This is a genomic window from Paracoccus albicereus, assembly GCF_024359525.1.
GTDB classification, from domain to species: Bacteria; Pseudomonadota; Alphaproteobacteria; order Rhodobacterales; family Rhodobacteraceae; genus Paracoccus; species Paracoccus albicereus.
Genome location: NZ_JAKZEU010000001.1, coordinates 681849 through 707097, shown reverse-complemented (window position 1 = coordinate 707097; position 25249 = coordinate 681849). Strand labels below are relative to the sequence as shown.

General features: G+C 65.4%; 23 protein-coding genes. 11 read left to right on the top strand and 12 right to left on the bottom strand.

Annotated elements, in window-relative coordinates:
* Positions 1-301 precede the first annotated feature (301 nt).
* The 6 genes from msrQ to asd all read right to left on the bottom strand — a co-directional run bounded on the left by msrQ (position 302) and on the right by asd (position 5658).
* On the bottom strand, positions 302-919 hold the full coding sequence (gene msrQ / locus MLD63_RS03495) for a protein-methionine-sulfoxide reductase heme-binding subunit MsrQ (RefSeq protein WP_255328455.1): 618 nt from the start codon (positions 917-919) through the stop codon (positions 302-304).
* Positions 919-1827 (bottom strand): protein-methionine-sulfoxide reductase catalytic subunit MsrP, encoded by a 909-nt coding sequence (gene msrP, locus MLD63_RS03490; protein WP_255328454.1) that lies wholly within the window; start codon positions 1825-1827, stop codon positions 919-921. Before msrP ends, msrQ begins: the two co-directional genes overlap by 1 nt.
* A 157-nt stretch (positions 1828-1984) precedes the next feature.
* Positions 1985-2071 carry a small membrane protein YohP gene (locus MLD63_RS18010; protein ID WP_444875206.1) on the bottom strand — a complete coding sequence of 29 codons (87 nt, stop codon included), beginning with the start codon at positions 2069-2071 and terminating at the stop codon, positions 1985-1987.
* An 86-nt stretch (positions 2072-2157) separates the two neighbouring features.
* Positions 2158-4194, bottom strand: coding sequence for a DNA helicase RecQ (gene recQ / locus MLD63_RS03485; RefSeq protein WP_255328453.1), 2037 nt, complete (start codon positions 4192-4194; stop codon positions 2158-2160).
* Positions 4194-4487, bottom strand: coding sequence for a YggT family protein (locus MLD63_RS03480; RefSeq protein WP_255328452.1), 294 nt, complete (start codon positions 4485-4487; stop codon positions 4194-4196). The genes recQ and MLD63_RS03480 overlap by 1 nt, the downstream gene beginning before the upstream one ends.
* 13 nt (positions 4488-4500) lie before the next feature.
* Positions 4501-5658, bottom strand: coding sequence for an aspartate-semialdehyde dehydrogenase (gene asd / locus MLD63_RS03475; protein ID WP_255328451.1), 1158 nt, complete (start codon positions 5656-5658; stop codon positions 4501-4503).
* Positions 5659-5840: 182 nt separating this feature from the next.
* On the opposite strand from asd, the gene MLD63_RS03470 reads away from it, so the two are divergent.
* The 4 genes from MLD63_RS03470 to MLD63_RS03455 all read left to right on the top strand — a co-directional run bounded on the left by MLD63_RS03470 (position 5841) and on the right by MLD63_RS03455 (position 9656).
* Positions 5841-6413: an acyl-CoA thioesterase gene (locus tag MLD63_RS03470; protein ID WP_255328450.1), complete on the top strand. Its 573-nt coding sequence runs from the start codon at positions 5841-5843 to the stop codon at positions 6411-6413.
* Between the two features lie 107 nt (positions 6414-6520).
* Entirely contained in the window at positions 6521-7876 is a 1356-nt protein-coding gene (locus MLD63_RS03465; RefSeq protein WP_255328449.1) for an MFS transporter, read from the top strand.
* The gene (gene mepA, locus MLD63_RS03460) at positions 7873-8757 is read left to right on the top strand and encodes a penicillin-insensitive murein endopeptidase (protein WP_255328448.1); all 885 of its coding nucleotides are present in this window, start codon (positions 7873-7875) and stop codon (positions 8755-8757) included. The genes MLD63_RS03465 and mepA overlap by 4 nt, the downstream gene beginning before the upstream one ends.
* Positions 8730-9656 (top strand): esterase-like activity of phytase family protein, encoded by a 927-nt coding sequence (locus MLD63_RS03455; protein WP_255328447.1) that lies wholly within the window; start codon positions 8730-8732, stop codon positions 9654-9656. Before mepA ends, MLD63_RS03455 begins: the two co-directional genes overlap by 28 nt.
* Positions 9657-9686: 30 nt before the next feature.
* On the opposite strand, the gene MLD63_RS03450 is transcribed toward MLD63_RS03455, so the two are convergent.
* Complete coding sequence (locus MLD63_RS03450) at positions 9687-10310, bottom strand: RNA ligase family protein (protein WP_255328446.1); 624 nt, start codon at positions 10308-10310, stop codon at positions 9687-9689.
* Between the two features lie 172 nt (positions 10311-10482).
* Between MLD63_RS03450 and MLD63_RS03445 the strand changes: the two genes are divergently transcribed.
* The 4 genes from MLD63_RS03445 to MLD63_RS03430 all read left to right on the top strand — a co-directional run bounded on the left by MLD63_RS03445 (position 10483) and on the right by MLD63_RS03430 (position 15625).
* Positions 10483-11088, top strand: a complete 606-nt coding sequence (locus MLD63_RS03445) for a queuosine precursor transporter (protein ID WP_255328445.1) — start codon at positions 10483-10485, stop codon at positions 11086-11088.
* A gap of 276 nt (positions 11089-11364) precedes the next feature.
* Positions 11365-12090 (top strand): DUF1194 domain-containing protein, encoded by a 726-nt coding sequence (locus MLD63_RS03440; RefSeq protein WP_255328444.1) that lies wholly within the window; start codon positions 11365-11367, stop codon positions 12088-12090.
* A gap of 63 nt (positions 12091-12153) precedes the next feature.
* Entirely contained in the window at positions 12154-13650 is a 1497-nt protein-coding gene (gene betC, locus MLD63_RS03435; protein WP_255328443.1) for a choline-sulfatase, read from the top strand.
* A gap of 196 nt (positions 13651-13846) precedes the next feature.
* The gene (locus tag MLD63_RS03430; RefSeq protein ID WP_255328442.1) at positions 13847-15625 is read left to right on the top strand and encodes a glucose/sorbosone family PQQ-dependent dehydrogenase; all 1779 of its coding nucleotides are present in this window, start codon (positions 13847-13849) and stop codon (positions 15623-15625) included.
* An 84-nt stretch (positions 15626-15709) separates the two neighbouring features.
* Here MLD63_RS03430 and MLD63_RS03425 read toward each other — a convergent pair whose 3' ends face one another.
* Together MLD63_RS03425 and MLD63_RS03420 are read right to left on the bottom strand one after the other, a co-directional pair.
* Positions 15710-16201 (bottom strand): GNAT family N-acetyltransferase, encoded by a 492-nt coding sequence (locus MLD63_RS03425; protein ID WP_255328440.1) that lies wholly within the window; start codon positions 16199-16201, stop codon positions 15710-15712.
* Between the two features lie 303 nt (positions 16202-16504).
* The gene (locus tag MLD63_RS03420; protein ID WP_255328439.1) at positions 16505-17680 is read right to left on the bottom strand and encodes an acetyl-CoA C-acyltransferase family protein; all 1176 of its coding nucleotides are present in this window, start codon (positions 17678-17680) and stop codon (positions 16505-16507) included.
* 150 nt (positions 17681-17830) lie between these two features.
* Here MLD63_RS03420 and glpK point away from each other — a divergent pair, with 150 nt between their 5' ends.
* The 3 genes from glpK to MLD63_RS03405 all read left to right on the top strand — a co-directional run bounded on the left by glpK (position 17831) and on the right by MLD63_RS03405 (position 20672).
* Positions 17831-19306, top strand: coding sequence for a glycerol kinase GlpK (glpK, locus tag MLD63_RS03415; protein ID WP_255328438.1), 1476 nt, complete (start codon positions 17831-17833; stop codon positions 19304-19306).
* Between the two features lie 108 nt (positions 19307-19414).
* Positions 19415-19996, top strand: coding sequence for a transglycosylase SLT domain-containing protein (locus MLD63_RS03410; RefSeq protein ID WP_255328437.1), 582 nt, complete (start codon positions 19415-19417; stop codon positions 19994-19996).
* A gap of 16 nt (positions 19997-20012) precedes the next feature.
* Positions 20013-20672 (top strand): rhomboid family intramembrane serine protease, encoded by a 660-nt coding sequence (locus MLD63_RS03405; protein WP_255328436.1) that lies wholly within the window; start codon positions 20013-20015, stop codon positions 20670-20672.
* Here the strand turns inward: MLD63_RS03405 and MLD63_RS03400 are convergent.
* From MLD63_RS03400 to MLD63_RS03390, 3 genes are all read right to left on the bottom strand, one after another.
* Positions 20669-21349, bottom strand: a complete 681-nt coding sequence (locus MLD63_RS03400) for a DUF2268 domain-containing putative Zn-dependent protease (RefSeq protein ID WP_255328435.1) — start codon at positions 21347-21349, stop codon at positions 20669-20671. The two genes, MLD63_RS03405 and MLD63_RS03400, sit on opposite strands and share 4 nt — an antisense overlap.
* 73 nt (positions 21350-21422) lie before the next feature.
* Complete coding sequence (locus MLD63_RS03395; RefSeq protein WP_255328434.1) at positions 21423-24023, bottom strand: DNA translocase FtsK; 2601 nt, start codon at positions 24021-24023, stop codon at positions 21423-21425.
* A gap of 3 nt (positions 24024-24026) precedes the next feature.
* The gene (locus tag MLD63_RS03390; RefSeq protein WP_255328433.1) at positions 24027-25211 is read right to left on the bottom strand and encodes an aminotransferase class I/II-fold pyridoxal phosphate-dependent enzyme; all 1185 of its coding nucleotides are present in this window, start codon (positions 25209-25211) and stop codon (positions 24027-24029) included.
* Between the last annotated feature and the right edge of the window lie 38 nt (positions 25212-25249).

Here is a 25249-nt window from a genome sequence, read left to right as displayed (position 1 = left end):
GTCGAATACGACAAAACCGCCCGCATATCCCTTCATCAAATCATCAATGTCAAAAAGCAGAGGAACCAAAATCACGGATGATGCGTCAATCTCCAGACGCCCCAACCGGTCATCAAATCCCCAGAATTTTCGAACTTCCCTGTCGCCTCAGCGCCGCTTCCGTCCGTTCCCTTCAGCGTTCCCGCCTTCGGTGAAGCGGTATCTAGGGGCTGGGCCGCGGGGCCGCAAGCGAAAAAATCCGCAAAATTTCCCTTCGCGGCAAGATTTCCCTCAAGCCGCTGACTTTCATGACGAATTTATGTCAGGCGCGCGCCGGTTTCCGTCCAAGAGGCCGCGGAACGACCACGCGCAAGGCCAGCAGCGCCAGAATCACCGCCAGAATCGCGAGCGGTTTTACTTCCCAGACCTTCAGCGCCCACAGCCAGTGCAGCGCCGCGACCGGTGCGGCGATGTAGATCAGCTTGTGCAGCCGCCGCCATCCGCCCGAACCCATCTTGCGGATCGAGGCGTTGTTGGACGTCACCGCGAGCGCGATCAGGATCACGAAGGCCACCATCCCGAAGATCAGGTATGGCCGCTTGACGACGTCACGCAGCATCTGGCTCCAAACCAACCCCATGTCGAAGCCGATCCACGCCGCGACGTGCAGAACCGCGTAGGTGAAGGTGATCAGACCCAGCGCCCGGCGAAATCGGATCAGATTGACCCGCGTCAATCGCAGAACCGGCGTGACCAGAAGGGTCGCGATCAGGAAATACAGCGCGGTCCGACCCAGGCGATGTTCGATATCGCGAACCGGATCGATGCCCAGCCGATTGGTCAGCGTGTCGAAGACCAGCAGCGCTAGGGGGATCATGCCCCCCAGCCAGACCGCCCAGACGGGAACCATCCGGGCGTAACGGTTCAGCGCGCGCTCCATCAGTAGTTCTTCGCCAGGTCCATGCCTTCGTAGAGCGAGGCTACCTGATCGCCGTAGCCGTTGAACATCAGCGTGTCCTGGCGGCCGCCGAACAGGCCCGCACCGATGCGCCGTTCGGTGGCCTGGCTCCAGCGCGGATGGCTGACATTGGGGTTCACGTTTGCATAGAACCCGTATTCCGAGCTCTGCATCATCTTCCAGGTCGCCGCGGGCTCCTGGTCGGTCAGCGTGATCTTCACGATCGACTTGATCGACTTGAAGCCATATTTCCACGGCACGACCAGTCGGATCGGTGCGCCGTTCTGGTTCGGCATGACCTGATCGTAAAGGCCGGTCGCAAGAATCGTGAGCGGATGCATCGCCTCATCGATCCGCAGCCCCTCACGATAGGGCCAGTCGAGGATCGCGCGCTGTACGCCCGGCATTTCTTCGGGGCGAACCAGCGTCTCGAACGCCACGAATTTGGCGCCGGGCTGAACTCCGACCTTGTTGAGGACAGAGGCAAGCGACACACCCAGCCACGGGATCACCATCGACCATGCCTCGACACAGCGCAGCCGGTAGATCCGTTCTTCCAACTCGTTTTCGGGCGCCAGATCGGCGACGGAATAGCTCCCGGGTTTGTCGACCAGCCCGCCGATCTCCACCGACCACGGGTCGGTCGTCAGGGCACCGGCATTGCGTGCCGGATCCTCCTTGCCGGTGCCGAACTCGTAGAAGTTGTTGTAGTTCGTGATCTCCTCGAACGTGTTCGGCTCCTCGTCCGTCGAGAGGGGCGATGCCTTTCCGCTTAGTGCAAAAGCGGGCATCGCGGCTGAGCCAGCGGCGAGCGCTGCAGCCCCCGCCATGAACGACCGGCGGTTCAGATAGATCGCCTTGGGCGTGACGTCGGACCAGTTGAGCTTCATCGTCCTCTCCTTCGGAACACGGGCGCGCGCATGCGCATCATGACACAGACACGCTGTCTGTCGTCGACCCGCGCATCACGTTCGATTGACCATACGTCCCGCGCCGATTGCCCGTTACGCGCGAACGGATGACATCGACGTGATGCCCGACGCCATTCTAGAACAGCAATTTCAGGACGCCGATGACGACCGCGAGACCGATCAGGAAGATGAGAAGGACCATGCCGCCGGCGAATTTGAACATCTTTGTCTCCAGTTCATTTTCGGCCCAACGGCAAATCGACGCGCATTGTTCCCCGACCACCCACCTATTGCGTCGATGAAGCCGGCTCAGCCGGCTGCCGCGATCTCGTCAAGGAAGGCGTCGCCGAAGCGGTCGAGCCGCGGCGCATCAAGATGGCGGGCCAGCGCATCGCGATCACCCGGCCGCGCCTCGGCGATGCGGCGAAGTTGGGACGTCGAACACGACAGCGGCTTTTCGGTGCCGTTCTCGCCCCGCATCAGCCGAATCTGCGTTTCGGTCAACCGATCGAACAGCGCGCCGGCGGGGCGACCCGCCAGCTTCATGCGCGCGGGATGCATGTCGGGCACATCGCCTGCGATCACTTCCAGAAACGCGCGGCCATAGCTGTCCAGCTTCTTGGCACCGACGCCCGCGATCCCCGCCATCTCGTCCAGATCCTGCGGGCGCCGCTCGGCCATCTCGATCAGTGTGCGGTCAGGAAAGACGACATAGGCCGGAACGCGCTGCGCCTCGGCCAGCGCCCGCCGCTTGGCCTTCAAGGCGGACAACAGCGGTTCGTCCTCTTCCGCCACCTGTGTGCGCAGGACATTCGCCGACTTGGTGCGCGCGGCGGGATCGTGGCGCAGAACGACCTGAGTCTCGCCTTTCAGCACGGGATGCGCGGCCTGCGTCAGGTGCAGCGCACCGTGCCGGTCAGGATCGGGGCGGCACAGATCGCGGCCCATCATCTGCCGGAAGATCGCCTGCCACTGTCCGCGCGCCAGATCCTGCCCGACGCCGAAGGTCGGCAGCTGGTCATGGCCCCGCGCTCGCACCTTTTCCGTCGCGTTGCCGGTCAGCACGTCGATCAAATGGCCTGCCCCGAACCACTCGCCCGTGCGCAGCATCGCCGACAGCGCCTTCTGCACCGCCTGCGTCGCGTCGAACAGCTTGGGCGGGCTGGCGCAGATGTCGCAATTGCCGCAATCCTCAACCATCTCCTCTCCGAAATAGGCCAGCAGAGCGCGCCTGCGGCAGCCTGTCGCCTCGGCCAGACCCAGAAGCGCGTTCAGCCGGCCGTGATCGGCCTCCTTGCGGGCGTTTTCCGCCAGACCCTCGTCGATCTGCGTCCGCCGCAGCCGGATATCGTCTGGACCGTATAGGCACAGCGTCTCGGCGGGATCGCCGTCGCGGCCGGCGCGGCCGATCTCTTGGTAATACGCCTCGATCGATTTCGGCAGGTCCGCATGGGCGACCCAGCGGATGTCGGGCTTGTCGATCCCCATGCCGAAGGCGATCGTCGCGACCACGATCAGCCCGTCCTCCTGCTGGAACCGGGCCTCCACGTGGCGACGCTGATCGGCCTCCATCCCGCCGTGATAGGCGACGGCCTCCAGCCCCTCGGCCATCAGGGCCGCGGCCAGCGTCTCGGTCCGCGCGCGGCTGGCGCAGTAGAGGATGCCCGACTGTCCGCGCCGCGCCCGCGCGAAATCGAGGATCTGGCGCCGTGGCCCGTCCTTCGGCTGAAAGGCAAGCCGGATGTTCGGCCGGTCGAAGCCGCGCAGGAAGGTCTCGGGCGGCCGCCCGTCGAACAGCCGCGTCACGATCTCGGCCTGCGTCTCCGCGTCCGCGGTCGCGGTGAACGCCGCGAGCGGCACGCCCAAAGTGCGCTTCAGCTCGCCAATGCGCAGGTAGTCGGGGCGAAAATCGTGGCCCCACTGGCTGACGCAATGCGCCTCGTCCACCGCGATCGCGGTGACGCCCGCGCGCCTCAGCAGGTTGACCGTCCCGCCCGAGGCCAGCCGTTCCGGCGCCATGTAGAGGATCTTCAGCCGGCCGTCGCCCAGCGCCTGGAACACCGCATCCGTCTCGGCCTCGGTGTTGCCGCTGGTCAGCGCGCCCGCCTCGACGCCAGCCGCCCGCAAGGCGCGGACCTGGTCCCGCATCAGCGCGATCAGGGGCGAGATCACCACCGTCACGCCCTCGCGCATCAGCGCGGGCAACTGGAAGCACAGGGACTTGCCACCACCGGTCGGCATGATCGCCAGCACGTCATGACCTGCGGCCACCGCCTCGACGATCTCCTGCTGTCCGGGGCGGAATCCGTCGAAACCCCAGACCGCGCGCAGCAGGTCAGCGGGCATCACATTCCGTAGAAGAAGCCGGCGTTGTTGGCGAGCGCCGTGCGCAGGATGATCAGGATGATGAACACGACCAGCGGCGCCAGATCCAGGCCGCCCGTATCCGGCAGAACGTTGCGGATCGGGCGATAGATCGGCTCAAGCAGGCGGTTCAGCCCGTCCCAGACCTGCGCCACGATCGGCTGGCGAAGGTTCAGCACCTGAAAGTTGATCAGCCACGACATGATGATGTGGATGATCATGATCCACCAGAACACGCCCAGCAGCAGCATCAGGACTTCGTACAGCGTTCCCATCTGGCGGGCTCCTTCAGGCTTCGATCAGGATGCGCAGCATGCGGCGCAGCGGCTCGGCCGCGCCCCAAAGCAGCTGGTCGCCGATGGTGAAGGCGCCCAGATGATCGGGACCCATCGCCAGCTTGCGGATGCGTCCGACCGGGATCGTCATCGTGCCGGTGACGGCGACGGGCGTCAGATCGCGCATCGTCGCCTCCTTCTCGTTCGGAACGACGCGCACCCAATCGTTGTCTTCGGCGATCATCGCCTCGATCTCGTCCAGGGGCACGTCGCGCTTCAGCTTGAAGGACAGCGCCTGCGAATGGCAGCGCATCGCGCCCACGCGCACGCAGAACCCGTCGATCGGCACCGCCGCATCGTTGCTGCCGCCGACCGCATCGGGGCCAAGGCCGAGGATCTTGTTCGTCTCGGCCATGCCCTTCCATTCTTCCTTGCTGGTCCCGTCACCCAGATCCTTGTCGATCCACGGGATCAGGCTGCCGCCCAGCACCGCGCCGAACTGCTTGGATTCCTCGCTGCCGTCCATCTCGCGCTGGCGCGCGATGACGCCGCGATCGATGTCGAGGATGGCGGATTTCGGATCGTCCAGCAGCGGGCGAACCGCTTCGTTCAGGGCGCCATACTGCGTCAGCAACTCGCGCATGTGCTGCGCACCGCCGCCCGAGGCCGCCTGGTAGGTCTGCGTCACCATCCAGTCGACCAGCCCCGCCTTGTAAAGCGCACCGACACCCATCAGCATGCAGCTGACGGTGCAGTTGCCGCCCACCCAGGTGCGATTTCCCGCCGCCAGCGCGCGGTCGATGCCGGGGCGGTTCACCGGATCCAGAACGATCAGCGCGTCCTTTTCCATCCGCAGGGTCGATGCCGCATCGATCCAGTGCCCGTCCCAGCCGTCCGCACGCAGCTTGGCAAAGACCTCTCCCGTGTAGTCGCCGCCCTGACATGTCAGGATCACGTCGCAGCGTTTCAGCGCTTCCAGATCATGCGCGTCGGCCAGCGGCGTCTCGCCCATCGGCGCTTTGCCGCCCGCGTTCGAGGTGGAAAAGAACACCGGTTCGATCAGGTCGAAATCGGCTTCGTCCCGCATCCGGTCCATCAGCACGGATCCGACCATGCCGCGCCATCCGACCATCCCCACGACCGGCTTTCGTCCGTTCATATCCAGCGCCATTTGCCTGCCCGTCATCCTCTGGAAAAATCGCGCCTTTCGTAGTGCACCCCGCCCGCGGGCGCAATGCTTGGGCGCCTGCCGGCGCAATGCTTCCCGCCGATGGCCTCCGACAGGACTGCCGCCGGGTCCCGCTTGACGCCGCCCGGTCTGCGCGCGAAGCGGGCGGGCGAAAGGCAGGTTCCATGTATCCCTTCGTCCGCTTTGCCAAGGAAATGATCAAGTTCCGCAGCGCCTCGGCCCTCGGGCCGCTCGATGCGCATGTGTCGACCCATCGCTGCTGGCCGTGGGACCTCGATCCGTGGATCGAGCTGAACAACGGTCGTACGCTGACATTGTACGATCTGGGACGGATCCCGCTCGCTTCGCGAACCGGTCTGGTCAGGATCCTGCGCGCGAAGGGATGGGGCATCACCGTCGCCGGCAATTCGGTTCGCTACCGCCGGCGCATCCGGGCCTTCGACCGCTTCTCGATGGTCTCGCGGGTGATCGGCTGGGATCACCGCTTCGTCTATATGGAGCAGTCGATGTGGAGGGACGGTGAATGCTGCAACCACATGCTGATCCGGTCCGCTGTCACATCGAAGAACGGGATCGTCGCGCCGCACGAGGTCATGGCGGCGCTTGGCCTCGCGCATGAAAGCCCCGAACTGCCCGCCTGGGTACAGGCCTGGATCGCCGCCGACGCCGAGCGCCCCTGGCCGCCGTTCCTGCCACCCGAAGCACAGGAAGCGCTCAACGCCCCTTCAGCCGCCTAGACAACAGGCCGGTCTGCGCCTGATCGCCGCTCGAAAAGCGATTGTCAGCGGGTGCCCGCTTGGGCCTTATGGCGCGAAGACGGGCAAAGCCCGGCAAGGGGGGCAAGATGGACCGCAAGCGCATCTGGGGTTGGTGGTTCTTCGACTGGGCCAGCCAGCCCTTCGCGACCCTGCTTCTGACCTTCATCTTCTCGATCTACTTCGCCGAAGTCGCCAAGACCAACTTCATCGCCATCGGCGACAGCGCGACGATCGCCGGTGCCCGCGCACAAAGCCTGTGGGGCTACGGGCTGTCGATCACCGGAATCGTCATCGCCGTCTTTGCCCCGATCCTCGGCGCGCTCGCGGATACGTCGGGACGGCGGATGGTGTGGATTTGGCTGTTCTCGGCCTTCTATGTCGCGGGGTCCGCCGGGCTCTGGTTCCTGACCCCCAGCCAGCCCCCGCTGATCCTGGCCGTCACCTGTTTCGGCATCGGCATGATCGGCATGGAATTCGCCACCATCTTCACCAACGCGCTGCTGCCCGGCCTCGCCCCCAGGGACGAAATCGGGCGCATTTCCGGCACCGGCTACGCCTTCGGCTATGTGGGCGGCGTCGTCTCTCTGGCGATCATGCTGCTGCTGTTTGCGGAAACGCCACGGGGCGACACGCTTCTGGGCATCCCGCCGATCTTCGGCCTCGATCCGGAACTGCGCGAGGGCACGCGCTTCGTCGGGCCTTTCACCGCGCTCTGGTACATCCTGTTCATGATCCCGTTCTTCCTGTGGGTCCGGGAACCGCGCCTCGAACGGCGCCCGGTGCGCCTTGGCCCGGCGCTGCGCGACCTCTGGCGACTGATCGCCAGCCTCGGCCATCGTGCCAGCCTGCGAAACTGGCTTTTGTCGTCGATGCTGTCGCGCGACGCGCTGAACGCGCTCTACGGGTTCGGCGGCGTCTACGCCGGCACCGTTCTGGGCTGGCCGGTCTTTCTGGCGGGCGTGTTCGGCGTCGTCTCGGCGATCTCGGCCGCGATCCTGTCCTGGATCGGCGGCCGCGCCGACCGTCGCTTCGGCCCGATGCCGGTCATCGTCGCCTGCACGCTGGTCCTGACGCTGGTCTGCTGCATCGTCGTCAGCATGGATCGCACCAGCCTCTTCGGCGTACCGCTCGCCGCCGGATCCCGCGTGCCCGACGCGCTGTTCTTCCTGTGCGGCGCGCTGATCGGCGGGGCGGGCGGCGCGCTCCAGGCGTCCAGTCGCACGCTGATGGTCCGCCACACGACAGAGGCGCGCGCGACGGAGGGCTTCGGCCTCTATGCGCTGTCGGGCAAGGCCACCGCCTTCCTCGCGCCGCTGCTGATCGCGGTCACGACTGACCTGACCGGCAACCAGCGGCTTGGCATCTCTCCGCTGATCGTGATCTTTCTTCTCTCGCTGGTGCTGTTACTCTGGGTGAAACCAGAGGGAGAACCCGAGCAGTGATCCGCAAAATCCTCGTCACCGCCGCCACCATCGCCAGCCTGGCGATCCCGGCATCCGCGCAATCGCCATTGGCCAAGGACGTGTTCGGCCGCGTGCCCGGCCCCACCGGCGGCAATCCCGTCGCCGTCGGCACGTATTCCAAGGGCTGCTTCAACGGCGGCGTGCAATTGCCCGAAAGCGGCCCGACATGGCAGGCGATGCGCCTGTCGCGCAACCGCAACTGGGGCCACCCCGAGCTGGTCAATTTCCTCGTCGGCCTGTCGCGCGCCGCGACGCAGATGGGCTGGCGGGGTCTCTATATCGGCGACATGAGCCAGCCGCGCGGCGGCCCGATGATGACAGGCCATGCCAGCCACCAGCTCGGTCTCGACGCCGATATCTGGATGCTGCCGCCCTCACGGTTGAACCTGTCCCCGCAGGAACGCGAGAGCCTGTCCTCGATCAGCGTCGTCGCGGGCAACGGGCTGTCGGTGAACAGCAACTTCACCGGCTCGCACGCAGCGATCATCCAGTCCGCCGCGATGGACCCGCGCGTCGATCGCATCTTTCTGGACGCCGCCATCAAGGTCGCGATGTGCGACATGAACGGCGATCGCGGCTCGTGGCTGCAGAAACTGCGCCCGTTGGGGGGCCACGACTATCACTTCCATGTCCGCCTGAACTGCCCCGCTGGCAACCGCGGCTGCTACGATCAGGCCCCGCCGGTGGCGGACTTGTCCGGCAACGACAACGGCTGCAATTCCGCCCGCCAGGAACTCGCCTACCGCGCCAACCCCTCGTCGCGTCCGCGGGGTGAAGGCGACCCGAACTACCGCCATCCCCGGACCTTCCGGCTGGCCGAAATGCCGCAGCAATGCCAGGTCATCGGCACCGCACGCTGAGACCGCTCGCCGCCGCGCTGATCGCCCTCGCCGCCTGCACGGCGCCGGTCGCGGGCGCGCCGGTGGTCGAGCATGTGGGCACCCATGTCTGGACATCGGACATGGAGGACCCCGATTTCGGCGGTTTCTCGGGGATCGAGATCAGCGCGGACGGTGCTTCGTTCCACGCGATCTCCGACCGCGCCTGGATCTATTGGGGCAGCATCCAGCGCGACAATGCGGGCCGCATCCGCGGCCTTTCCCTCGCCGGGCGCGCGCATCTCAAGGACAGCCGCGGCAGCGAACTGCCCCCGGGCCGGTTGGGCGACAGCGAGGGGCTGGCGATCGCCGATGACGGCACGATCTGGATCACGTTCGAGGGGTTGGACCGCCTCGCCGCCTACGACACGCCCGACAGCCCGGCCCGCCGCATCCCACGCCCGCCGGTCCTGGCCGAATTGCAGGTCAATTCGGGGATGGAGGCGCTGGCGATCGCGGGCGACGGCACGCTGCTGGCCGTCCCCGAACGATCCGGACAGCAGACCCGCCCCTATCCGGTCCTGCGCTACGATCCCGAGGCGCAGGTCTGGGACGTCCCCTTCCAGATCGAGCGTCAGGGCCGCTGGCTGCCCACCGGCGCCGATTTCGGCCCCGACGGCATGCTGTATCTGCTGGAGCGCGACTTCCGCGGCGTCCTCGGCTTCCAGTCCCGCGTCCGCCGCTTCGACATATCGGACGCGACCACCGACACGATCCTGACGGGCGAGGAACTTCTCTCCACCTCCCCCCTGCAATACGACAACCTCGAGGGGATCTCCGTCTGGGACGACGGCCTAGGCCTGAGGATCACGATGATCTCGGACGACAATTTCCTGTTCGTGCAGCGGACGGAACTGGTGGAGTATCGGGTGCGGGAGTGAGGAAGGTCGGCGATGCGGACGAAGCCGTCGTTAATCTTCAGCGAGGCGATTTGGAATGAGTTCAGCCTGCATCCAATGGGTTTGTGACTGAACGTGCCCTTTCCTGACGTATTTCCCTACCCGACTTGGCATGTCGCTTTCCCCGAACGAGTCGGCGGTCCTCGCGACAAAACCTTCTTGTTTCGTCAGGTCGAGCGTCTGCGCCAAGTCGATAAACAGACTAGGATGGTAAGAGCCACGATAGAGCGTCGGAACAGGTCGGATGCCCAGTTCCTCGAAGCGTGCCTGCGTCAAATCCCACGTCTGGATTTCATCGCCGACGATCCAGGCGAACCCGAGAAAGTATGAGGGCAGCGACTCATAGGCGACAGAATGACGAGCATATAGGTTCTCACCAATAATTCGTTCGCCCTCTGCCAGATAAGGTGAGATCCCGGCCGAGAACGCTTTGAGCCAGTCCCGTGAAGGATGGTAACGACTGTCTGGGCTGCGCGCATGTGAGCCGCCAGCGTGAATGGTCGTATTCTCGCCGTCCATCTTCTCGGTGACGACGAGGTCTTCCACCATCAGTCCATTCAGCGAGGACATGATCTTGTCGTCGCTGGTGGCACCGGGTGAAATCGGCAGATGAAAAGTGCGACCGTATTTCTTCATGGTGGCGCAATATCACACATAGCTGCGTGGCAGCTATGGCCTCAATGCCGCCATTCGTCCGGCGCACATCCCCCCACATTGACTCCCACCCCCACTCCATCCTACCCACCCGCACCGTCCCACCCTCGGGACACCAAGTTCTCCGCTACCTTGTCAAAACGGAAACCCTGATATGACCCGTCTCCTGCCCGGCATCCTTGCCATGGCCGCCGTCGTCGTGGCCTCGAACATCCTCGTCCAGATTCTGCTGGGCGACTGGCTGACCTGGGGTGCGTTCACTTACCCGATCGCCTTCCTCGTCACCGACGTCACCAACCGCGTTCACGGCGCCCGCGACGCACGCCGCGTCGTCGCGGCGGGTTTCGTCGTCGGCGTGATCTGCTCGCTGATCGCGGCGGGATTCGACGCGACGACCTTGCGCATCGCTATCGCCTCGGGCGCGGCCTTCCTGACGGCGCAGATGCTCGACGTTGCCGTCTTCGACCGGCTGCGGGCCGCGCGCGGGTGGTGGCAGGCGCCGCTCGGCTCGACGCTGATCGGCTCGGCCGTCGATACGGTTCTGTTCTTCGGCATCGCCTTCGCGGCGTTCCTGCCCGCCGACGCCAACACCGGCTGGGCGAACGAAAGCGTGCCGCTTCTGGGTTCCGGGCCGGCGCTGCCCCTGTGGACGTCGCTCGCGCTTGCCGACTGGATGGTCAAACTCGGCCTGGCGCTGCTATCCCTAGTGCCATTTCGCCTGATCGTTAACCACTTGTTGCGGCGCTCACGACAAATCTGATTGACAGGGTCTCAAACTGTGGCACGCTTCCCTTACTACAACGGCAACATTTTGAAAGGAGGTGGTCCAGTGTCGAGAGTGATATTGGAGAGAGGTGTCGGAACAGTCAGGGGGGCCGTGGCCTGAGGGCAGCCCTTTGGGTCGTAAAACCCTGATTGGGACCGGACGGGTTCTATCCATCCCTAACCGGACCATCTCCGTGGAACTCGCGGGCCGTCTGATCTGGGCGGCCCGTTTCATTTTCAACTCGCCTCGCCCCCAACGCCGGAGTCCGCGATGCGCCCGATCCTGACCGTTTCCGCCCTGATCCTGTCCGCGCTGCTGGCCCTGCCCGCCGCCGCGCAGGACGTCGATCTGGAACTGGTCCTGATCACCGACGCATCCGGTTCGATCGACCCGGTTGAGCTTCAGATGCAGCGGGGCGGCTATGCCAGCGCCCTGACCTCGCCCGAGGTGCTGGCCGCAATCGGCAACACCGCCTATGGCAGCATCGCCGTCACCTATCTGGAATTCGCCGCCAACACCGATGTCGTGGTCCCTTGGACCACGATCTCGAACCAGGCCGAGGCGCAGGCCTTCGCCGACGCGCTGTCGCAGGCCCCGCGGCGCGCCTACGGTGGCAACGTGATCGGCGCGGCGCTGATGCAGGGCGCCGACCTGATCGAGGGGAATGAGATCGACGGCTGGCGCAAGGTCATCGATTTTTCCAGCGACAGCCTGCGCAACATGGGCGGCCCCTCGATCGAGGCTGCGCGCGAATATGTCCTCGCCGCCGGAATCACCATCAACGGGCTGCCGGTCCTCTGCCTCGATCCCTGTTCCGGTCGTCCGGCAGGACCGAACCTGGAACAGGAATACCAGGACCGGCTGATCGGCGGGAACGGCGCGTTCCTGGTGACGGCCGACAGCGACCAGAGCTTCGCCGACGCGGTGAAGCGCAAGCTGATCGTCGAAATATCCGGCCGCCACATCGGCGCGCCGCGGGACCTCGCCAACCGCTGAGCCGTCTTGCGCCGCGAGGCCACGGCGCTAGGCTGCGCCGGAATGCCCTGACCCGAGGATTCCATGCCCGCCCCGAACATCCTGATCCTGATGGCCGACCAGCTTTCGGGCGTGCTCTTCCCCGACGGTCCCGCCGATTTTCTCCACGCCCCGACGCTGAAACGCCTGGCCGAACGCTCGACCCGCTACGCCAACGCCTATACCGGCAGTCCCCTGTGTGCGCCGGGCCGCGCCAGCTTCATGTCGGGCCAGCTGCCGCGCCGCACGCGTGTCTATGACAACGCCGCCGAATTCGCGTCGGACATCCCGACCTATGCCCATCACCTGCGCCGCGCGGGCTACCAGACCTGCCTCTCGGGCAAGATGCACTTCGTCGGGCCCGACCAGCTTCACGGCTTCGAATCCCGGCTGACCACCGACATCTATCCCGCCGATTTCGGCTGGACCCCCGACTGGCGCAAACCGGGCGAGCGGATCGACTGGTGGTATCACAACCTCGGCTCGGTCACCGGCGCCGGCGTGGCCGAGATCACCAACCAGTACGAATACGACGACGAGGTCGCCTACAACGCCTGCCGCAAGCTCTACGACCTGTCGCGCGGCTACGACGCGCGACCTTGGTGCCTGACCGTCAGCTTCACCCATCCGCACGACCCGTTCGTCGCCCGCCGCAGGCTGTGGGATCTCTACGATGACGCCCCGGAACTGGCCGCGCCGCCGGCCATTCCCTATGCGCAGATGGACCCCCATTCGCAGCGCCTGATGGATGCCTGCGACTGGCGCGCCTTCGACATCACCGACGACCACATCCGCCGCGCCCGCCAGGGCTACTTCGCCAATATCAGCTACATCGACCAGAAATTCGCCGAGATCCTCGACGTCCTCGACCGCACCCGCCAGCAGGCGATCATCGTCGTCGTGTCCGATCACGGCGAGATGCTGGGCGACCGGGGCATGTGGTTCAAGATGTCCTTCTTCGACCCGTCAGCCCGCGTGCCGATGATGATCGCGGCGCCCGGCCTTGCCCCGGGCCTGGTGCGCGATCCGGTCTCCACCATCGACCTTCTGCCCACGCTCTGCGATCTGGCCGGCATCTCGATGGCCGAGATCGCGCCCTGGACCGACGGCCATTCGCTGGCGAACGGGACGGCCGACCGCGGCGCGGTGCCGATGGAATACGCCGCCGAAGGCTCGATCGCGCCCATCGTCGGCCTGCGCCAGGGGCGGTGGAAATACATCGCCTGCCCCGTCGATCCCGAACAGCTCTACGATCTGGACGCCGATCCGGGCGAACGCACCAATCTCGCCACCGACCCGGCCCATGCAGACACGTTGGACCATTTCCGCGCGATGGCCGCCGAACGCTGGGACATGCCCGCCTACGATGCAGAGGTCCGCGCCAGCCAGGCCCGCCGCTGGATCGTGTACGAGGCGCTCAGGAACGGCGCCTACTACCCGTGGGACCATCAGCCGCTGGAACGCGCATCCGAACGCTACATGCGCAACCACATGGACCTGAACGTGCTGGAAGAGAACCAGCGCTTCCCGCGCGGCGAATAGTCTGGAACTTTCGTCCCGGTCCCCTGTTGGCAAAGGGTAGCGGCGCATCGGACCCCGATCCGCGCGTCTCACCGACAATCCAGCAGAAAGTCATCCCATGCCTCATCGGATAACCTCGCGGGCGAGGATAGCCCGGACATCGCTCAAGACTGCCGCAACTGCGACCGCCGCCCTCGCGCTTGGCACAAGCCTCGCCATGGCGCAGGTGATCCCGACCGAGATCGAGACGGGTGACAACGCGCTTTTCGCATCGCGCGTGTTGACGACAGATCTCAGCAATCCGTGGGCGATGCGGTGGGGTCCCGATGACATGATCTGGCTGACCGAACGCACCAGCGGCGAAGTGACCCGTGTCGATCCGGTCACCGGCGCGCAGCAGGTCCTGCTGACGATTGATGATGTCTATACCGGGCCCCAGCACGAAGGGCTGCTGGGTCTCGCGCTGCATCCCGAACTGATGCAGGGAACCGGCAACGACTACGTCTATCTCAGCTACACGATCAACAACGGCACCGCCGAAGAGCCCGACCCGTCGGCTCAGATCATGCGCTACACCTACGACCAGAGTCTACAGCAGCTCACCGAACCCACCGTGCTGATCGAGGGGCTGCCGGCCTGGAACGACCACAATGCGGGCCGCGTCGTCTTCGGCCCCGACCAGAAAATCTATTACTCGATCGGCGAACAGGGCGCGAATTTCGGTCGCAACCAGCGCCGTCCCAATCTCGCCCAGGTGCTGCCGACCGCCGATGAGGTCGCGGACCAGAACTGGCGAACCTATTCCGGCAAGATTCTGCGTCTGAACCTCGACGGTTCGATCCCCGACGACAATCCAGAAATCGAGGGCGTCCAAAGCCACATCTACAGCTATGGCCACCGCAATCCGCAGGGCCTCGCCTTCGGTCCGAACGGCACGCTTTATGAGGCCGAACACGGCCCCGCCACCGATGATGAGCTGAACATCATCCGGGCGGGCGGTAATTACGGCTGGCCCCGCGTAGCGGGCTATATCGACGATCAGGCCTATCTCTATGCCAACTGGAGCGAGGCGCCCGAGGGCACCGATCTGAACGCCGAACCGATCCCCGACAGCGTTCCGCAGTTCCCCGAAAGCGAATTCGAGGGTGATATGGTCGAACCGCTCCAGACCTTCTGGACGGTCGAGGACGATTACCCGATCGGGCAGATCTGCGGCTACATCTGCGACCCGACCATCGCGCCGTCGTCCATCCTGCCCTATCAGGCGGGCGAGGATGGCATCGCGGAATGGGGCAATTCCGTGCTGATCTCGACGCTGAAACACGGCACGCTCTACGTCCAGCCGCTCAGCGAGGATGGTCAGCAGGCCGAAGGCGAACCCGTGGCCTGGCTTTCCACCCAGAACCGCTATCGCGACGTTATCGTCGCCCCCGACAACCGCACCGTGCTGATCGCGACCGACGATTTCGGTTCGGTCGCGCAGAAGTTCGGTGAAGGTCTGAACACCTCGGTCCTGCACAATCCGGGTGCGATCCTGATGTTCACCTATGGTGAGGATGGCGGCGGCGTCGGCTTCGCTTCCGACAATACCACGCTGGAAGAAACACAGGCCGCCAACAATGCCGCGAACGAAGCGCCGCAGGAATGGGAAGATCCCGCCACCGGCAAGGATGGCGAAGAGGAAGCGGCATCCGTAACCGAGGAAGCCAACATCTCGGACGTGGCCGCATTGGGCGCCCCGAAATATGTCGAAACCTGCTCCACCTGCCATGGACCTGCCGGGCGCAGCGATGCCGCAGCGGTGCTGGCCGAGAATCAGAACCTCGCGGACCCCGAATACGTCGCGCGGACGGTCGTTCACGGCTTCGGCTACATGCCCGCTTTCGGTGATCAGCTCAGCGACAACGACATCGCAGAAATCGGAACCTACATCCGCAACCAGTGGGGCAACGATTTCGGCGTGTTGACGACCGAACAGGTCGGTCTCGCCCGCTGAGGCGACGGCACATAAGACAGCAAAGCTGCGGGGCCATCACGGCCCCGCAGCGTTTCCTCGGCCTTTCGCCGCGCGCGGTAGGGCTTACGGGCCTTGTCTTCGCGCTTCCATGGGCAGGATGATTCCCCAATCGCTTTGGCGCGGCGCGCCTGTCTCGACGAAGCCGTGTTTGCGATAGACCGCGATCGCGTGGGCATTGTCGGGATGCGGATCGGTCGCGATGACCGGTGCACCGGCGGCGAACAGCGCGTCGCGATGCTGCGCGATGAAAAGCGTGCCGTGACCCTTGCCGATCATCTCGGGCACGCCAATGAACTGGTCGATCCCCCGCGCGCCAGCGGGCAGGTGCCCGAAATGATGCCCCGGCCACGCGCCGACCTCGTAATCCTGAAGATAGGCGAACGGCTGGCCGTCGAGGCTCACGATCCACGGGCGGAACTGCGGATCGCCCAGTTCGTCGGCACTGAAGGGATCGTCCTCGCCCCACCATCGCGCGATATGCGGCGCGGCGATCCAGACCCGCAGCATCGGCAGGTCTGACACGTTCGCGGGCCGGGCGTCGTAACGTCCCGCCATCACCTCTCACCCCTCCTCACCCCGGAAAGCGCGCAACGCCCACGACCCTGTCGCCGGGCCCTTAAGCCCTTTCACCTTTACACAAATATCCCCGCCAGAGGCATTCCGGCGCAGCCGGGAATCCTTTACGCTTCCTGAACCGCACGCTCGCCGCCAGTGTACAGGGTGTGTACAGCCTGTGTACGCGCGGTGTACGGGCTGTGACTCCGCAAAGGCAGCAAACGCTGGGCAAAGCGCGGCTCTCGGTGTTGCGCTGTTGCGCCCCAGCGTACGCTGATGTTGCCGCTAGAATCCGTTAACGGATCAGACCCGCTCGATGGCGATGGCGATGCCCTGTCCGCCCCCGATGCACATCGTGATCAGCGCCTTCGACCCGCCCGTCCGCTCCAGCTCGTACAGCGCCTTCACGGTCAGGATCGCACCCGTCGCGCCGACCGGATGGCCCAGCGCGATCGCGCCGCCATTCGGGTTCACCTTGGCCGGATCGAAGCCCATCTCCTTGCTGACCGCCAGCGCCTGCGCCGCAAAAGCTTCATTGCTTTCAATGACATCGAAATCCTCGGCCCGCAGGCCGGTCTTCTCCATCAGCTTGCGGACAGCCGGGATCGGTCCGTTGCCCATCACCCGCGGCGCCACGCCCGCGACCGCATAGCCCAGCACCTTCGCGCGCGGGCTCACCCCTGCGGCCTCGGCCGCCTCGGCCCGTGCCAGCACCAGCGCCGCCGCGCCGTCATTGATTCCGCTGGCATTGCCCGCAGTGACCGTCCCGTCCTTCTGGAAGACCGCCTTCAAGCCGCCCAGCTTTTCCAAGCTCGTGTCTTTCGGATGCTCGTCCACCTCAAACATCACCGCTCCCTTGCGGCTGGAAATCTCGACCGGCACGATCTGCTCGGCGAACCGCCCTTCACCGATCGCCGTCGCCGCACGCCGTTGAGATTCCAGCGCAAATTCGTCCTGCTGCTGTCGTGTGATCTGGCTCTCGGCAGCCACGTTTTCCGCCGTCACGCCCATGTGGCCGGTGCCCATCGGGCAGGTCAGCGCACCTGTCATCATGTCGAGCATCTTCACGTCGCCCATCTTCGCGCCGAAGCGCGCGGACGGCACCGTATAAGGCGCGCGGCTCATGCTTTCGGCCCCCCCCGCGACCGCGAAATCCGCATCGCCCAGTTGCAGCGCCTGCACGGCCGAGACGATGGCCTGCGCCCCCGACCCGCACAGCCGGTTAACGTTCATCGCGGGCACCGTGTCGGGAACGCCAGCATCCAGCATCGCCACCCGGCTCAGATACATGTCGCGCGGCTCGGTGTTGATGACATGGCCGAAGACGACCGTCCCCACCTGTTCGGGCGAAATTCCAGCACGCTCAATCGCCGCTCGCGTGACCGTCGCGGCCAGATCGATCGGCGGGACCGAGGCGAGGCTGCCCCCGAAGGTCCCGATGGCCGTGCGCGCGCCCGACAGGATGACGATGTCCGACATGATGTTTTCCCCCTTTGCTCGCGACAGGATACGCCGCCCGCCCCTGCGCTGAAAAGGCCCCGCCCGCCTGCCGTCGCGTCCGCCGCGGTTCGATTGACAGGTCATCGCCCGCATGGTCCGATGCCGCCCGCAGAACGGGAGGGGTGCGGCATGACCATCTTGGCGATCGACCAGGGAACGACATCGTCGCGGGCGCTCATCTTCAGCGATGACCTGGAGGTTCAGGGCAAGGGCCAGCAGGAATTTCCCCAGCATTTCCCGCAATCGGGCTGGGTCGAACATGATGCCGACGACATCTGGACGACCACCGCCGCCTCGGCCCGCGCTGCGATCGAGAAGGCTGGCAATCCCCGCATCGATGCCATTGGCATCACCAATCAGCGCGAAACCACGCTGATCTGGGACCGCAAGACAGGCCAGCCCATCCACAACGCCATCGTCTGGCAGGACCGCCGCACCGCCGAAACCTGCGCGCGCCTGAAGTCCGACGGCGTCGAGGATCAGGTGACCGACATCACCGGCCTGCTGCTCGATCCCTATTTCAGCGCGACCAAGATCGGCTGGATCCTCGACCAGGTCGAAGGCGCGCGGGCGCGGGCCGAGGCGGGCGATCTGGCCTTCGGCACGGTGGACAGCTACCTGATCTGGAAGCTGACCGGCGGCACCGCACATGTCACCGACGCAACCAATGCCAGCCGCACGATGCTGTATGACATCCGGCGCGGCGACTGGTCGGACGACATGCTGAAGCTGTTCGGCATTCCCCGCGCCATGCTCCCCGAGGTTCTGGACAGCGCGGCCGAGTTCGGCATGACGCGTGCGGACCTGTTCGGGCGAGAGATCCCGATCTTGGGTGTTGCGGGCGATCAGCAGGCCGCGACCGTTGGCCAGGCCTGCTTCAGACCCGGAATGATGAAATCCACCTACGGCACCGGCTGCTTCGCGCTGTTGAACACCGGTGAAACGGCGGTCCGCTCCGACAACCGGATGCTGACGACGATTGCCTATCGGCTCGACGGCAAGCCCACGTACGCGCTGGAAGGCTCGATCTTCATCGCGGGCGCGGTGGTGCAATGGCTGCGCGACGGGTTGAAGATCATTCGCGACGCGGCCGAGACGCAGCCCCTGTCCGAAAGGGCCGATGACAGCCAGCGGATCATCATGGTCCCGGCCTTCACCGGCCTTGGTGCGCCGCATTGGGACCCGAACGCGCGCGGCGCTGTCTTCGGCCTGACGCGCAACACCGGCCCCGCAGAATTCGCACGCGCCGCGCTGGAAAGCGTGGGCTTCCAGACGCGCGATCTGTGGCAGGCGATGCGCGCCGACTGGCCCGAAGCGGGCGATACCGTCCTGCGCGTCGATGGCGGCATGACGGCAAGCGAGCCGGCAATGCAATTTCTGGCCGACATCCTGGGCGCGCCGGTCGATCGGCCTGCAAACACCGAAACCACGGCGCAGGGCGCGGCGTGGCTGGCCGGCTACCGCGCCGGCCTGTGTCCGGGGCCGGACGAATTCGGCAAGGCCTGGCGCCTCGACAAGCGGTTGGAGCCGCAGATGAATGACGACACGCGCGACGAACTTTACGACCGGTGGAGCCGTGCCGTCGCCGCCGTCCAGTCGGTCTGACGGGCGGAACACCGTCGCGGTCCCGCAAGCCCCGGTTGCTGAGCCTTTCGTGATTCCACCTTCCGCGCATTTCCCGTAGAATGCTGGAAAAATAAAAGCGGGGGCAGCATGAACAGGTTTCTGAAACTGGCGATCGTTGGTCTGGTCGCGTCTTGCGGCGGCGGCAACTATTCCGCACCGCGCGATCTGGAAAACGCCTGCGCGATCGTGGCGGAACGTCCGGCCTATCTGCGTGCGATGAAGACGACCGAGCGGCGTTGGGGCGTGCCCGTGCACGTTCAGATGGCCACGATCCATCAGGAATCGAAATTCATCGGTGACGCTCGCACGCCGCATCAATACGCCCTCGGCGTGATCCCGATCGGCCGTCAGTCCTCGGCCTACGGCTACAGTCAGGCCCTTGACGGGACATGGGACGAATACCGGCGCGAGACGGGCAATCGCCGTGCCAAACGCGACAACATCCGCGACGCGACCGATTTCATGGGATGGTACATGAACGGCTCTGCCCGCTCGCTGGGAATTTCGAAGCTGGACGCAGGCGGACAATATCTTGCCTACCACGAAGGTCGGTCGGGTTTTGCACGAGGGTCCTACCGGGCGAAGCCGTGGCTGATGCGCGTCGCTGGAAATGTCGCGCAGCGGTCCGTCATGTACCGCGCGCAATTAGCCGCCTGCGGCCGCGCCTGAAACCGCGCCGCGCATCATGACCGCGCCTCAGCCCTCCCGCGTGCCGGTGTTCCGTCGGCGTCGCGTCGTGGCCACGCCGAAAGTGCCGCGCGTCTTCGCGGCGATCATCGCGATCTGCTGCCTGGTCGAGGCTCTGATCCTGCTCGGCACCCTGCTGCTGACCCCCGATTTCCGTGAACTCGTCTTCATCTTCGGCGCCTTCTGGGTGCAGGACCTCCGCAGCGGCGGAATCTTTCCGGGCCAGGCTGTCCTGATGTTCGTGACCTACGGCTTCCTCCACGGGGGCCTGATCCATCTGGCGATGAACATGATTTCGCTGGCTGCGATCACGCGCGAGATGACGCGCCTGATGAGCGTTCGGAACATGCTCGCGATCTACGCGGTCAGCCAGATCGCAGGGGCGGGGCTTTTCGCGCTGATGGCTCCGGATGAAATCGCGCCGATGGTCGGCGCGTCGGGCGCGATCTTCGGCGTCGCGGCGGGGCTTGTGGGCGCGGCCTTCGTGCAGCGTTCCCGTCTGAGGCAGCCACAGGGTCCGCTGATCCGCGCGGTGGGCCTGATCATCGGCCTGAACCTGGCACTGACGGTGCTGATGCCCACGATCGCGTGGCAGGCCCATCTGGGCGGCGCGCTGGCAGGGCTGGCGATGGGACCGCTGCTGCTGCGGCGAGGCTAGTCCAGCTTCTTCCCATCCTCGGGATCGGTCGGTTCGGCCGGCTCTTCGGCGTCGGCCTTGGCCATCGCGCGCATCACCTCGCGAAAGGAATCCGAGCGCGCGGCAGCCAGACTGATCGCGGTTTCGCCCGGCGCATTCGCCAGATGGGTCTCGACCAGCTTGAAGCCGAGCGCCTGGCCGGTGCCCTTCCGCAGCTTGCCGCGACCCAGAAACCATTCGCCGGGATCGAAGCTCAGCCGCGACCATTCGGCCATCGCGCGCCGCGCGACCCCTTCGGCGGGCGTCATCGTTTCGATCGATTCCGGGCGCCCGCCCAGAACCTGAAGTACAAAATGGCCTGCAAGCCCCTCGCCGACCAGCGCATCGCCAAGCGAGTTTCCTGACCCCGGCCCCGCACGACGGATGACTCGGTGCAGGGCGCGCACCGTCTCGCGGATCATCGCCTTGCGGTCGAAACGTTGCGGATCGACGGCAAGGTCGATCAGGCCCGGCCCGCTGATCGAGGGCAGGACATCACGCTCGGACCCTTGTCTCGTATGGATCACCACGTCAAAGCGTGGCAGGTCCGCATGTTCCGCAGCACGCTCCACGGCTTCGCGCACTGTCGCGCGCAGATCGGGCAGAACCCGTGTCAGGTCATTGCGGGCATTCAGGATATGCAGGTGCCAGACGCTCATGGGCCGGTCATCGCCCATCCGGCCGCCCTTGCCAAGCGGGCGTGCGGTGCCCGGCCGAGTTGTGCCGATCGGCTCAGACCTCGGGCACCAGCACCTCGCGCTTGCCGACATGGTTGGCGGAGCTCACGACGCCCTGATCCTCCATCTGCTCGACCAGGCGCGCGGCCTTGTTGTAGCCGATGGCCAGCTTGCGCTGGATGTAGCTGGTGGAACACTTGCGGTCCTTGGCCACGATCATCACGGCCTGATCGTAAAGCGCATCGTCGCTGCCGTCGCCACCAAGGCCCAAAACCGCGTCGATATCGCTGGCGACCTCGTCCTCCGGCCCCTCGACCACGCCCGATTTGTAGCTGGGTGGCCCGAAGCTTTTCAGATGGGTCACGACCTCCTCGACCTCCTCGTCACTGACGAAGGGTCCGTGGATCCGTGTCACGCGCGCGCCGTTCCCCATGTAAAGCATGTCGCCCTGACCCAGCAATTGCTCGGCACCCTGTTCGCCCAGGATCGTGCGGCTATCGATCTTGCTGGTGACCTGAAAGCTGATCCGGGTCGGGAAGTTCGCCTTGATCGTGCCGGTGATGACATCGACCGACGGCCGCTGCGTGGCCATGATCAGGTGGATGCCCGAGGCGCGTGCCATCTGCGCCAGACGCTGGATGCAAGCTTCGATCTCCTTGCCAGCGACCATCATCAGGTCGGCCATCTCGTCGACGATGACGACGATATAGGGGAAGGTCTCGGGCTGGAATTCCTCGGTCTCGAAGACGGGCTCGCCGGTATCCTCGTCAAAGCCGGTCTGGACGGTGCGCTTGAACATCTCGTTCTTCGACAGCGCCTCGCGAACGCGGCCGTTGTAGCCCTCGATGTTGCGCACGCCCATCTTGGACATCTTGCGATAGCGCTCTTCCATCTCGCCCACGACCCATTTCAGCGCGACCACCGCCTTCTTGGGATCGGTGACGACCGGGGACAGCAGATGCGGGATGCCGTCATAGACCGACAGTTCCAGCATCTTGGGGTCGATCATGATCAGCCGGCACTCGTCCGGCGTCAGCTTGTACAAGAGCGACAGGATCATCGTGTTGATCGCGACCGACTTACCTGAACCGGTGGTCCCCGCGATCAGCAGGTGCGGCATCTTGGCGAGGTTGGCCACGATCGGATCGCCGCCGATATCCTTGCCGAGCGCCAGCGGCAGCGGCTGCGTTCCGTCGCCGAAGGGGCGCGACGACAGGATCTCGCGCAGCACGACCTTTTCGCGACGGGCGTTCGGCAGTTCGATCCCGATCACCGAACGGCCCGGCACGGTCGACACGCGCGCCGACAGCGCCGACATCGAACGTGCGATGTCGTCGGCGAGGCCGATCACGCGGCTCGCCTTCAGACCGGGCGCAGGCTCCAACTCGTAGAGCGTGACGACCGGGCCCGGCCGAACCTCGGTGATCTCGCCCCGCACGCCGTAATCGTCCAAGACGGCTTCCAGCATGCGCGCGTTTTCGGCCATCGCCTCCTGGCTTAACTGGTGACGTTCGGTATTGGCGGCGGCCGTCAGCAGGGCCAGCGGCGGGCGCTCGTATCCTGTGTGATCCTCGTTGAAGCGCAGCTGAGGTTGCGCCTCGGCCTGCGCCTGACGCGAGGGCGCGGCCTTGACCTTGGGCGGCACGACATTGCGCTGCGTCTGCGCACCGAAAGGTGACGGTGCGGCAGGCTCGATATGCGGCAATTCGTCTTCCAGATCGTCGCCAGAGCGCGCACCATCTCGGGAAAGTCGCGCGGTCACGCGGCCAAGACGCGAACGGATCGCGTCGCTGATGCGGTGGCTGACCTCTTCGTCCGAGGGTGCGTCGCCGTCGTAATCCGCCTCGGCATCGACCAGTTCCGGCTCGGGCAGGTCCTCATCCAGTTCCGGATCGAAGGGCCGCGGCCGCGCGCGCGAAAAGATCGTTCCACCTGCGGGCTGCGTCTCGGGTTGGGACCGTGCCGCGCGCCGTTCCCGCAGCTTTTTCGCCGCCGCCGCCGATGCGGCCGCCCCGCGCCCCGTCGCGCGCAGCGCCATGTCGTAGGCCGTCAGCAGTCCGAACAGGAAACGCCGCCAGATCGCATCAATCTCCGCCCGGTCGAAACCAAGCGCAAAGCCGCTCACAACCAGCGCAGCGCCGGCCACGATCAGGGTCAGCAGCTTGATCCCGATATGAAGCGGCAGTGGCAGCGTCGTCAGCAGCGCGCCCATCACCATATCGCCGAAATGACCGCCCAGTCCGTGACTTTCGCTCCACCCGTCAGGCGGGACCATCGAGGTTGCGAAGACCGACCACAGCGCCACCGCGATGGGCAGGAAGATCGCCCGCATCAGGCGTTCCTCGCCCCGATGCAGGATCAGCCGCAGCCCCCAGACGATGGCGGCGACCGCAACCCCCCAGGATCCGTAGCCCGCGATCATCATCAGGGGCGATGCGACATAGGCGCCAAAAATGCCCAGCGTGTTCTCGGCCGGCTGATCCGTGGCCGACAGGAAATTCGGATCGTCGGGATTCCAGCTGGACAGGATCATCACGACGACCAGTCCGAGGCCGATCAGGGCGGCGCCCAGCAATTCCTTGCCGCGCCGTTCCAGTGCCGCCTGCGTCGTCTGGTCGAACAGCGGATCGCGGTGTTTCGCCTGCCAACTGGCCATGCCCTATCCTCTCGTCTCGTATAGCGTGTCGCGCAGCAGGGTCAGCGCCGATTCCGTTTCGTCCGGCGTTGCGACCAGCGCCACCCGGATGAAGCCCGCGCCCGGATTGAAGCCATCGACCTCGCGCGACAGATAGGCCCCCGGAAGGACCTGGATTCCAGCCTCGCGCCACAGTTTCAGCGTCGCAGCCTCGCCGTCCTCGACGGGCAACCACAGGAAGAAACCGCCATCCGGGCCGCGATAACCCGGAACATTGCCGAAAATCCGGTCGGCGATCGCGTATTTCTGCTGATACAGCGCAAGACTTTCCTGCACATGCGCCTCGTCCGACCAGGCGGCGGCGCTGACGGCCTGCAGCGGTTGCGGCATCGGCGCGCCTGCGAAGTTGCGAAGCTGCCGGATCAATCGCATCTGTTCAGGTCCGCCCGCGACAAAGCCGGACCGCAATCCCGGCATATTTGACCGCTTCGACAACGAATTGATCATCACCACCCGATCGGGCAGCCCCATCCGCGTGGCCACGGCCAGCGCGCCGGGCGGTGGCGCGTCACGCCAGATTTCCGAGTAGCATTCGTCGGAGATGATCAGGAAATCGTGCTGTTCGGCCAGCGTGATCAGGGTTTCAAGATAGGTCTCGTCCGCAACCGCGCCCTGCGGGTTTGCGGGTGAACACAGATAGGCCAGTGCGGTCCTATCCAGAAGGGCGGCAGGCAGCCCCGCGAAGTCGGGCAGTTGCCCGGTTTCCGGGGTCGTCGGCATGAACACCGGCTCGGCCGCGACGGCAGCCGCTGCGACGGCGTAGACCTGATAGAAGGGGTTCGGGATCAGCACTGCGGGACGCTGGCCGTTCTTGGTTTCCGGGCACAGGGCGAGGGCTGCATTGAACAACCCTTCGCGAGAGCCGTTCAGCGCCATGATCCGCGACGGGTCTACTTCGATTTTGTGTCGGCGACCGATCCAGGCGGAAATCGCGTCGAGCAGATCGGCGCTGCCTTCATTCTGCGGGTATTTCGCAAAGCCCGACAGATTCGAAACCAGCACATCCTGCAGGAAGTCCGGCATCGCATGGCGCGGCTCGCCGATGGTCAGGACCATCGGATCGGCGCCGGGTTGAATGCCGGAAAGCAGCGCCCGCAGGCGCGGAAACGCGTATTCCGGCAGGTTCGAAAACCGCTCGGGGATTGCCATGTCTGCCTCGTCTCGTCGGGGTCGTTTGGCGCCCCGTT

Coding starts and splice junctions, on each gene's coding strand:
- msrQ (WP_255328455.1), bottom strand. CDS start 919: ATGGAGCGCGCGCTGAACCGTTACGCCCGGATGGTTCCCGTCTGGGCG.
- msrP (WP_255328454.1), bottom strand. CDS start 1,827: ATGAAGCTCAACTGGTCCGACGTCACGCCCAAGGCGATCTATCTGAAC.
- MLD63_RS18010 (WP_444875206.1), bottom strand. CDS start 2,071: ATGTTCAAATTCGCCGGCGGCATGGTCCTTCTCATCTTCCTGATCGGT.
- recQ (WP_255328453.1), bottom strand. CDS start 4,194: ATGCCCGCTGACCTGCTGCGCGCGGTCTGGGGTTTCGACGGATTCCGC.
- MLD63_RS03480 (WP_255328452.1), bottom strand. CDS start 4,487: ATGGGAACGCTGTACGAAGTCCTGATGCTGCTGCTGGGCGTGTTCTGG.
- asd (WP_255328451.1), bottom strand. CDS start 5,658: ATGGCGCTGGATATGAACGGACGAAAGCCGGTCGTGGGGATGGTCGGA.
- MLD63_RS03470 (WP_255328450.1), top strand. CDS start 5,841: ATGTATCCCTTCGTCCGCTTTGCCAAGGAAATGATCAAGTTCCGCAGC.
- MLD63_RS03465 (WP_255328449.1), top strand. CDS start 6,521: ATGGACCGCAAGCGCATCTGGGGTTGGTGGTTCTTCGACTGGGCCAGC.
- MLD63_RS03455 (WP_255328447.1), top strand. CDS start 8,730: ATGCCAGGTCATCGGCACCGCACGCTGAGACCGCTCGCCGCCGCGCTG.
- MLD63_RS03450 (WP_255328446.1), bottom strand. CDS start 10,310: ATGAAGAAATACGGTCGCACTTTTCATCTGCCGATTTCACCCGGTGCC.
- MLD63_RS03445 (WP_255328445.1), top strand. CDS start 10,483: ATGACCCGTCTCCTGCCCGGCATCCTTGCCATGGCCGCCGTCGTCGTG.
- MLD63_RS03440 (WP_255328444.1), top strand. CDS start 11,365: ATGCGCCCGATCCTGACCGTTTCCGCCCTGATCCTGTCCGCGCTGCTG.
- betC (WP_255328443.1), top strand. CDS start 12,154: ATGCCCGCCCCGAACATCCTGATCCTGATGGCCGACCAGCTTTCGGGC.
- MLD63_RS03430 (WP_255328442.1), top strand. CDS start 13,847: ATGGCGCAGGTGATCCCGACCGAGATCGAGACGGGTGACAACGCGCTT.
- MLD63_RS03425 (WP_255328440.1), bottom strand. CDS start 16,201: ATGGCGGGACGTTACGACGCCCGGCCCGCGAACGTGTCAGACCTGCCG.
- MLD63_RS03420 (WP_255328439.1), bottom strand. CDS start 17,680: ATGTCGGACATCGTCATCCTGTCGGGCGCGCGCACGGCCATCGGGACC.
- glpK (WP_255328438.1), top strand. CDS start 17,831: ATGACCATCTTGGCGATCGACCAGGGAACGACATCGTCGCGGGCGCTC.
- MLD63_RS03410 (WP_255328437.1), top strand. CDS start 19,415: ATGAACAGGTTTCTGAAACTGGCGATCGTTGGTCTGGTCGCGTCTTGC.
- MLD63_RS03405 (WP_255328436.1), top strand. CDS start 20,013: ATGACCGCGCCTCAGCCCTCCCGCGTGCCGGTGTTCCGTCGGCGTCGC.
- MLD63_RS03400 (WP_255328435.1), bottom strand. CDS start 21,349: ATGAGCGTCTGGCACCTGCATATCCTGAATGCCCGCAATGACCTGACA.
- MLD63_RS03395 (WP_255328434.1), bottom strand. CDS start 24,023: ATGGCCAGTTGGCAGGCGAAACACCGCGATCCGCTGTTCGACCAGACG.
- MLD63_RS03390 (WP_255328433.1), bottom strand. CDS start 25,211: ATGGCAATCCCCGAGCGGTTTTCGAACCTGCCGGAATACGCGTTTCCG.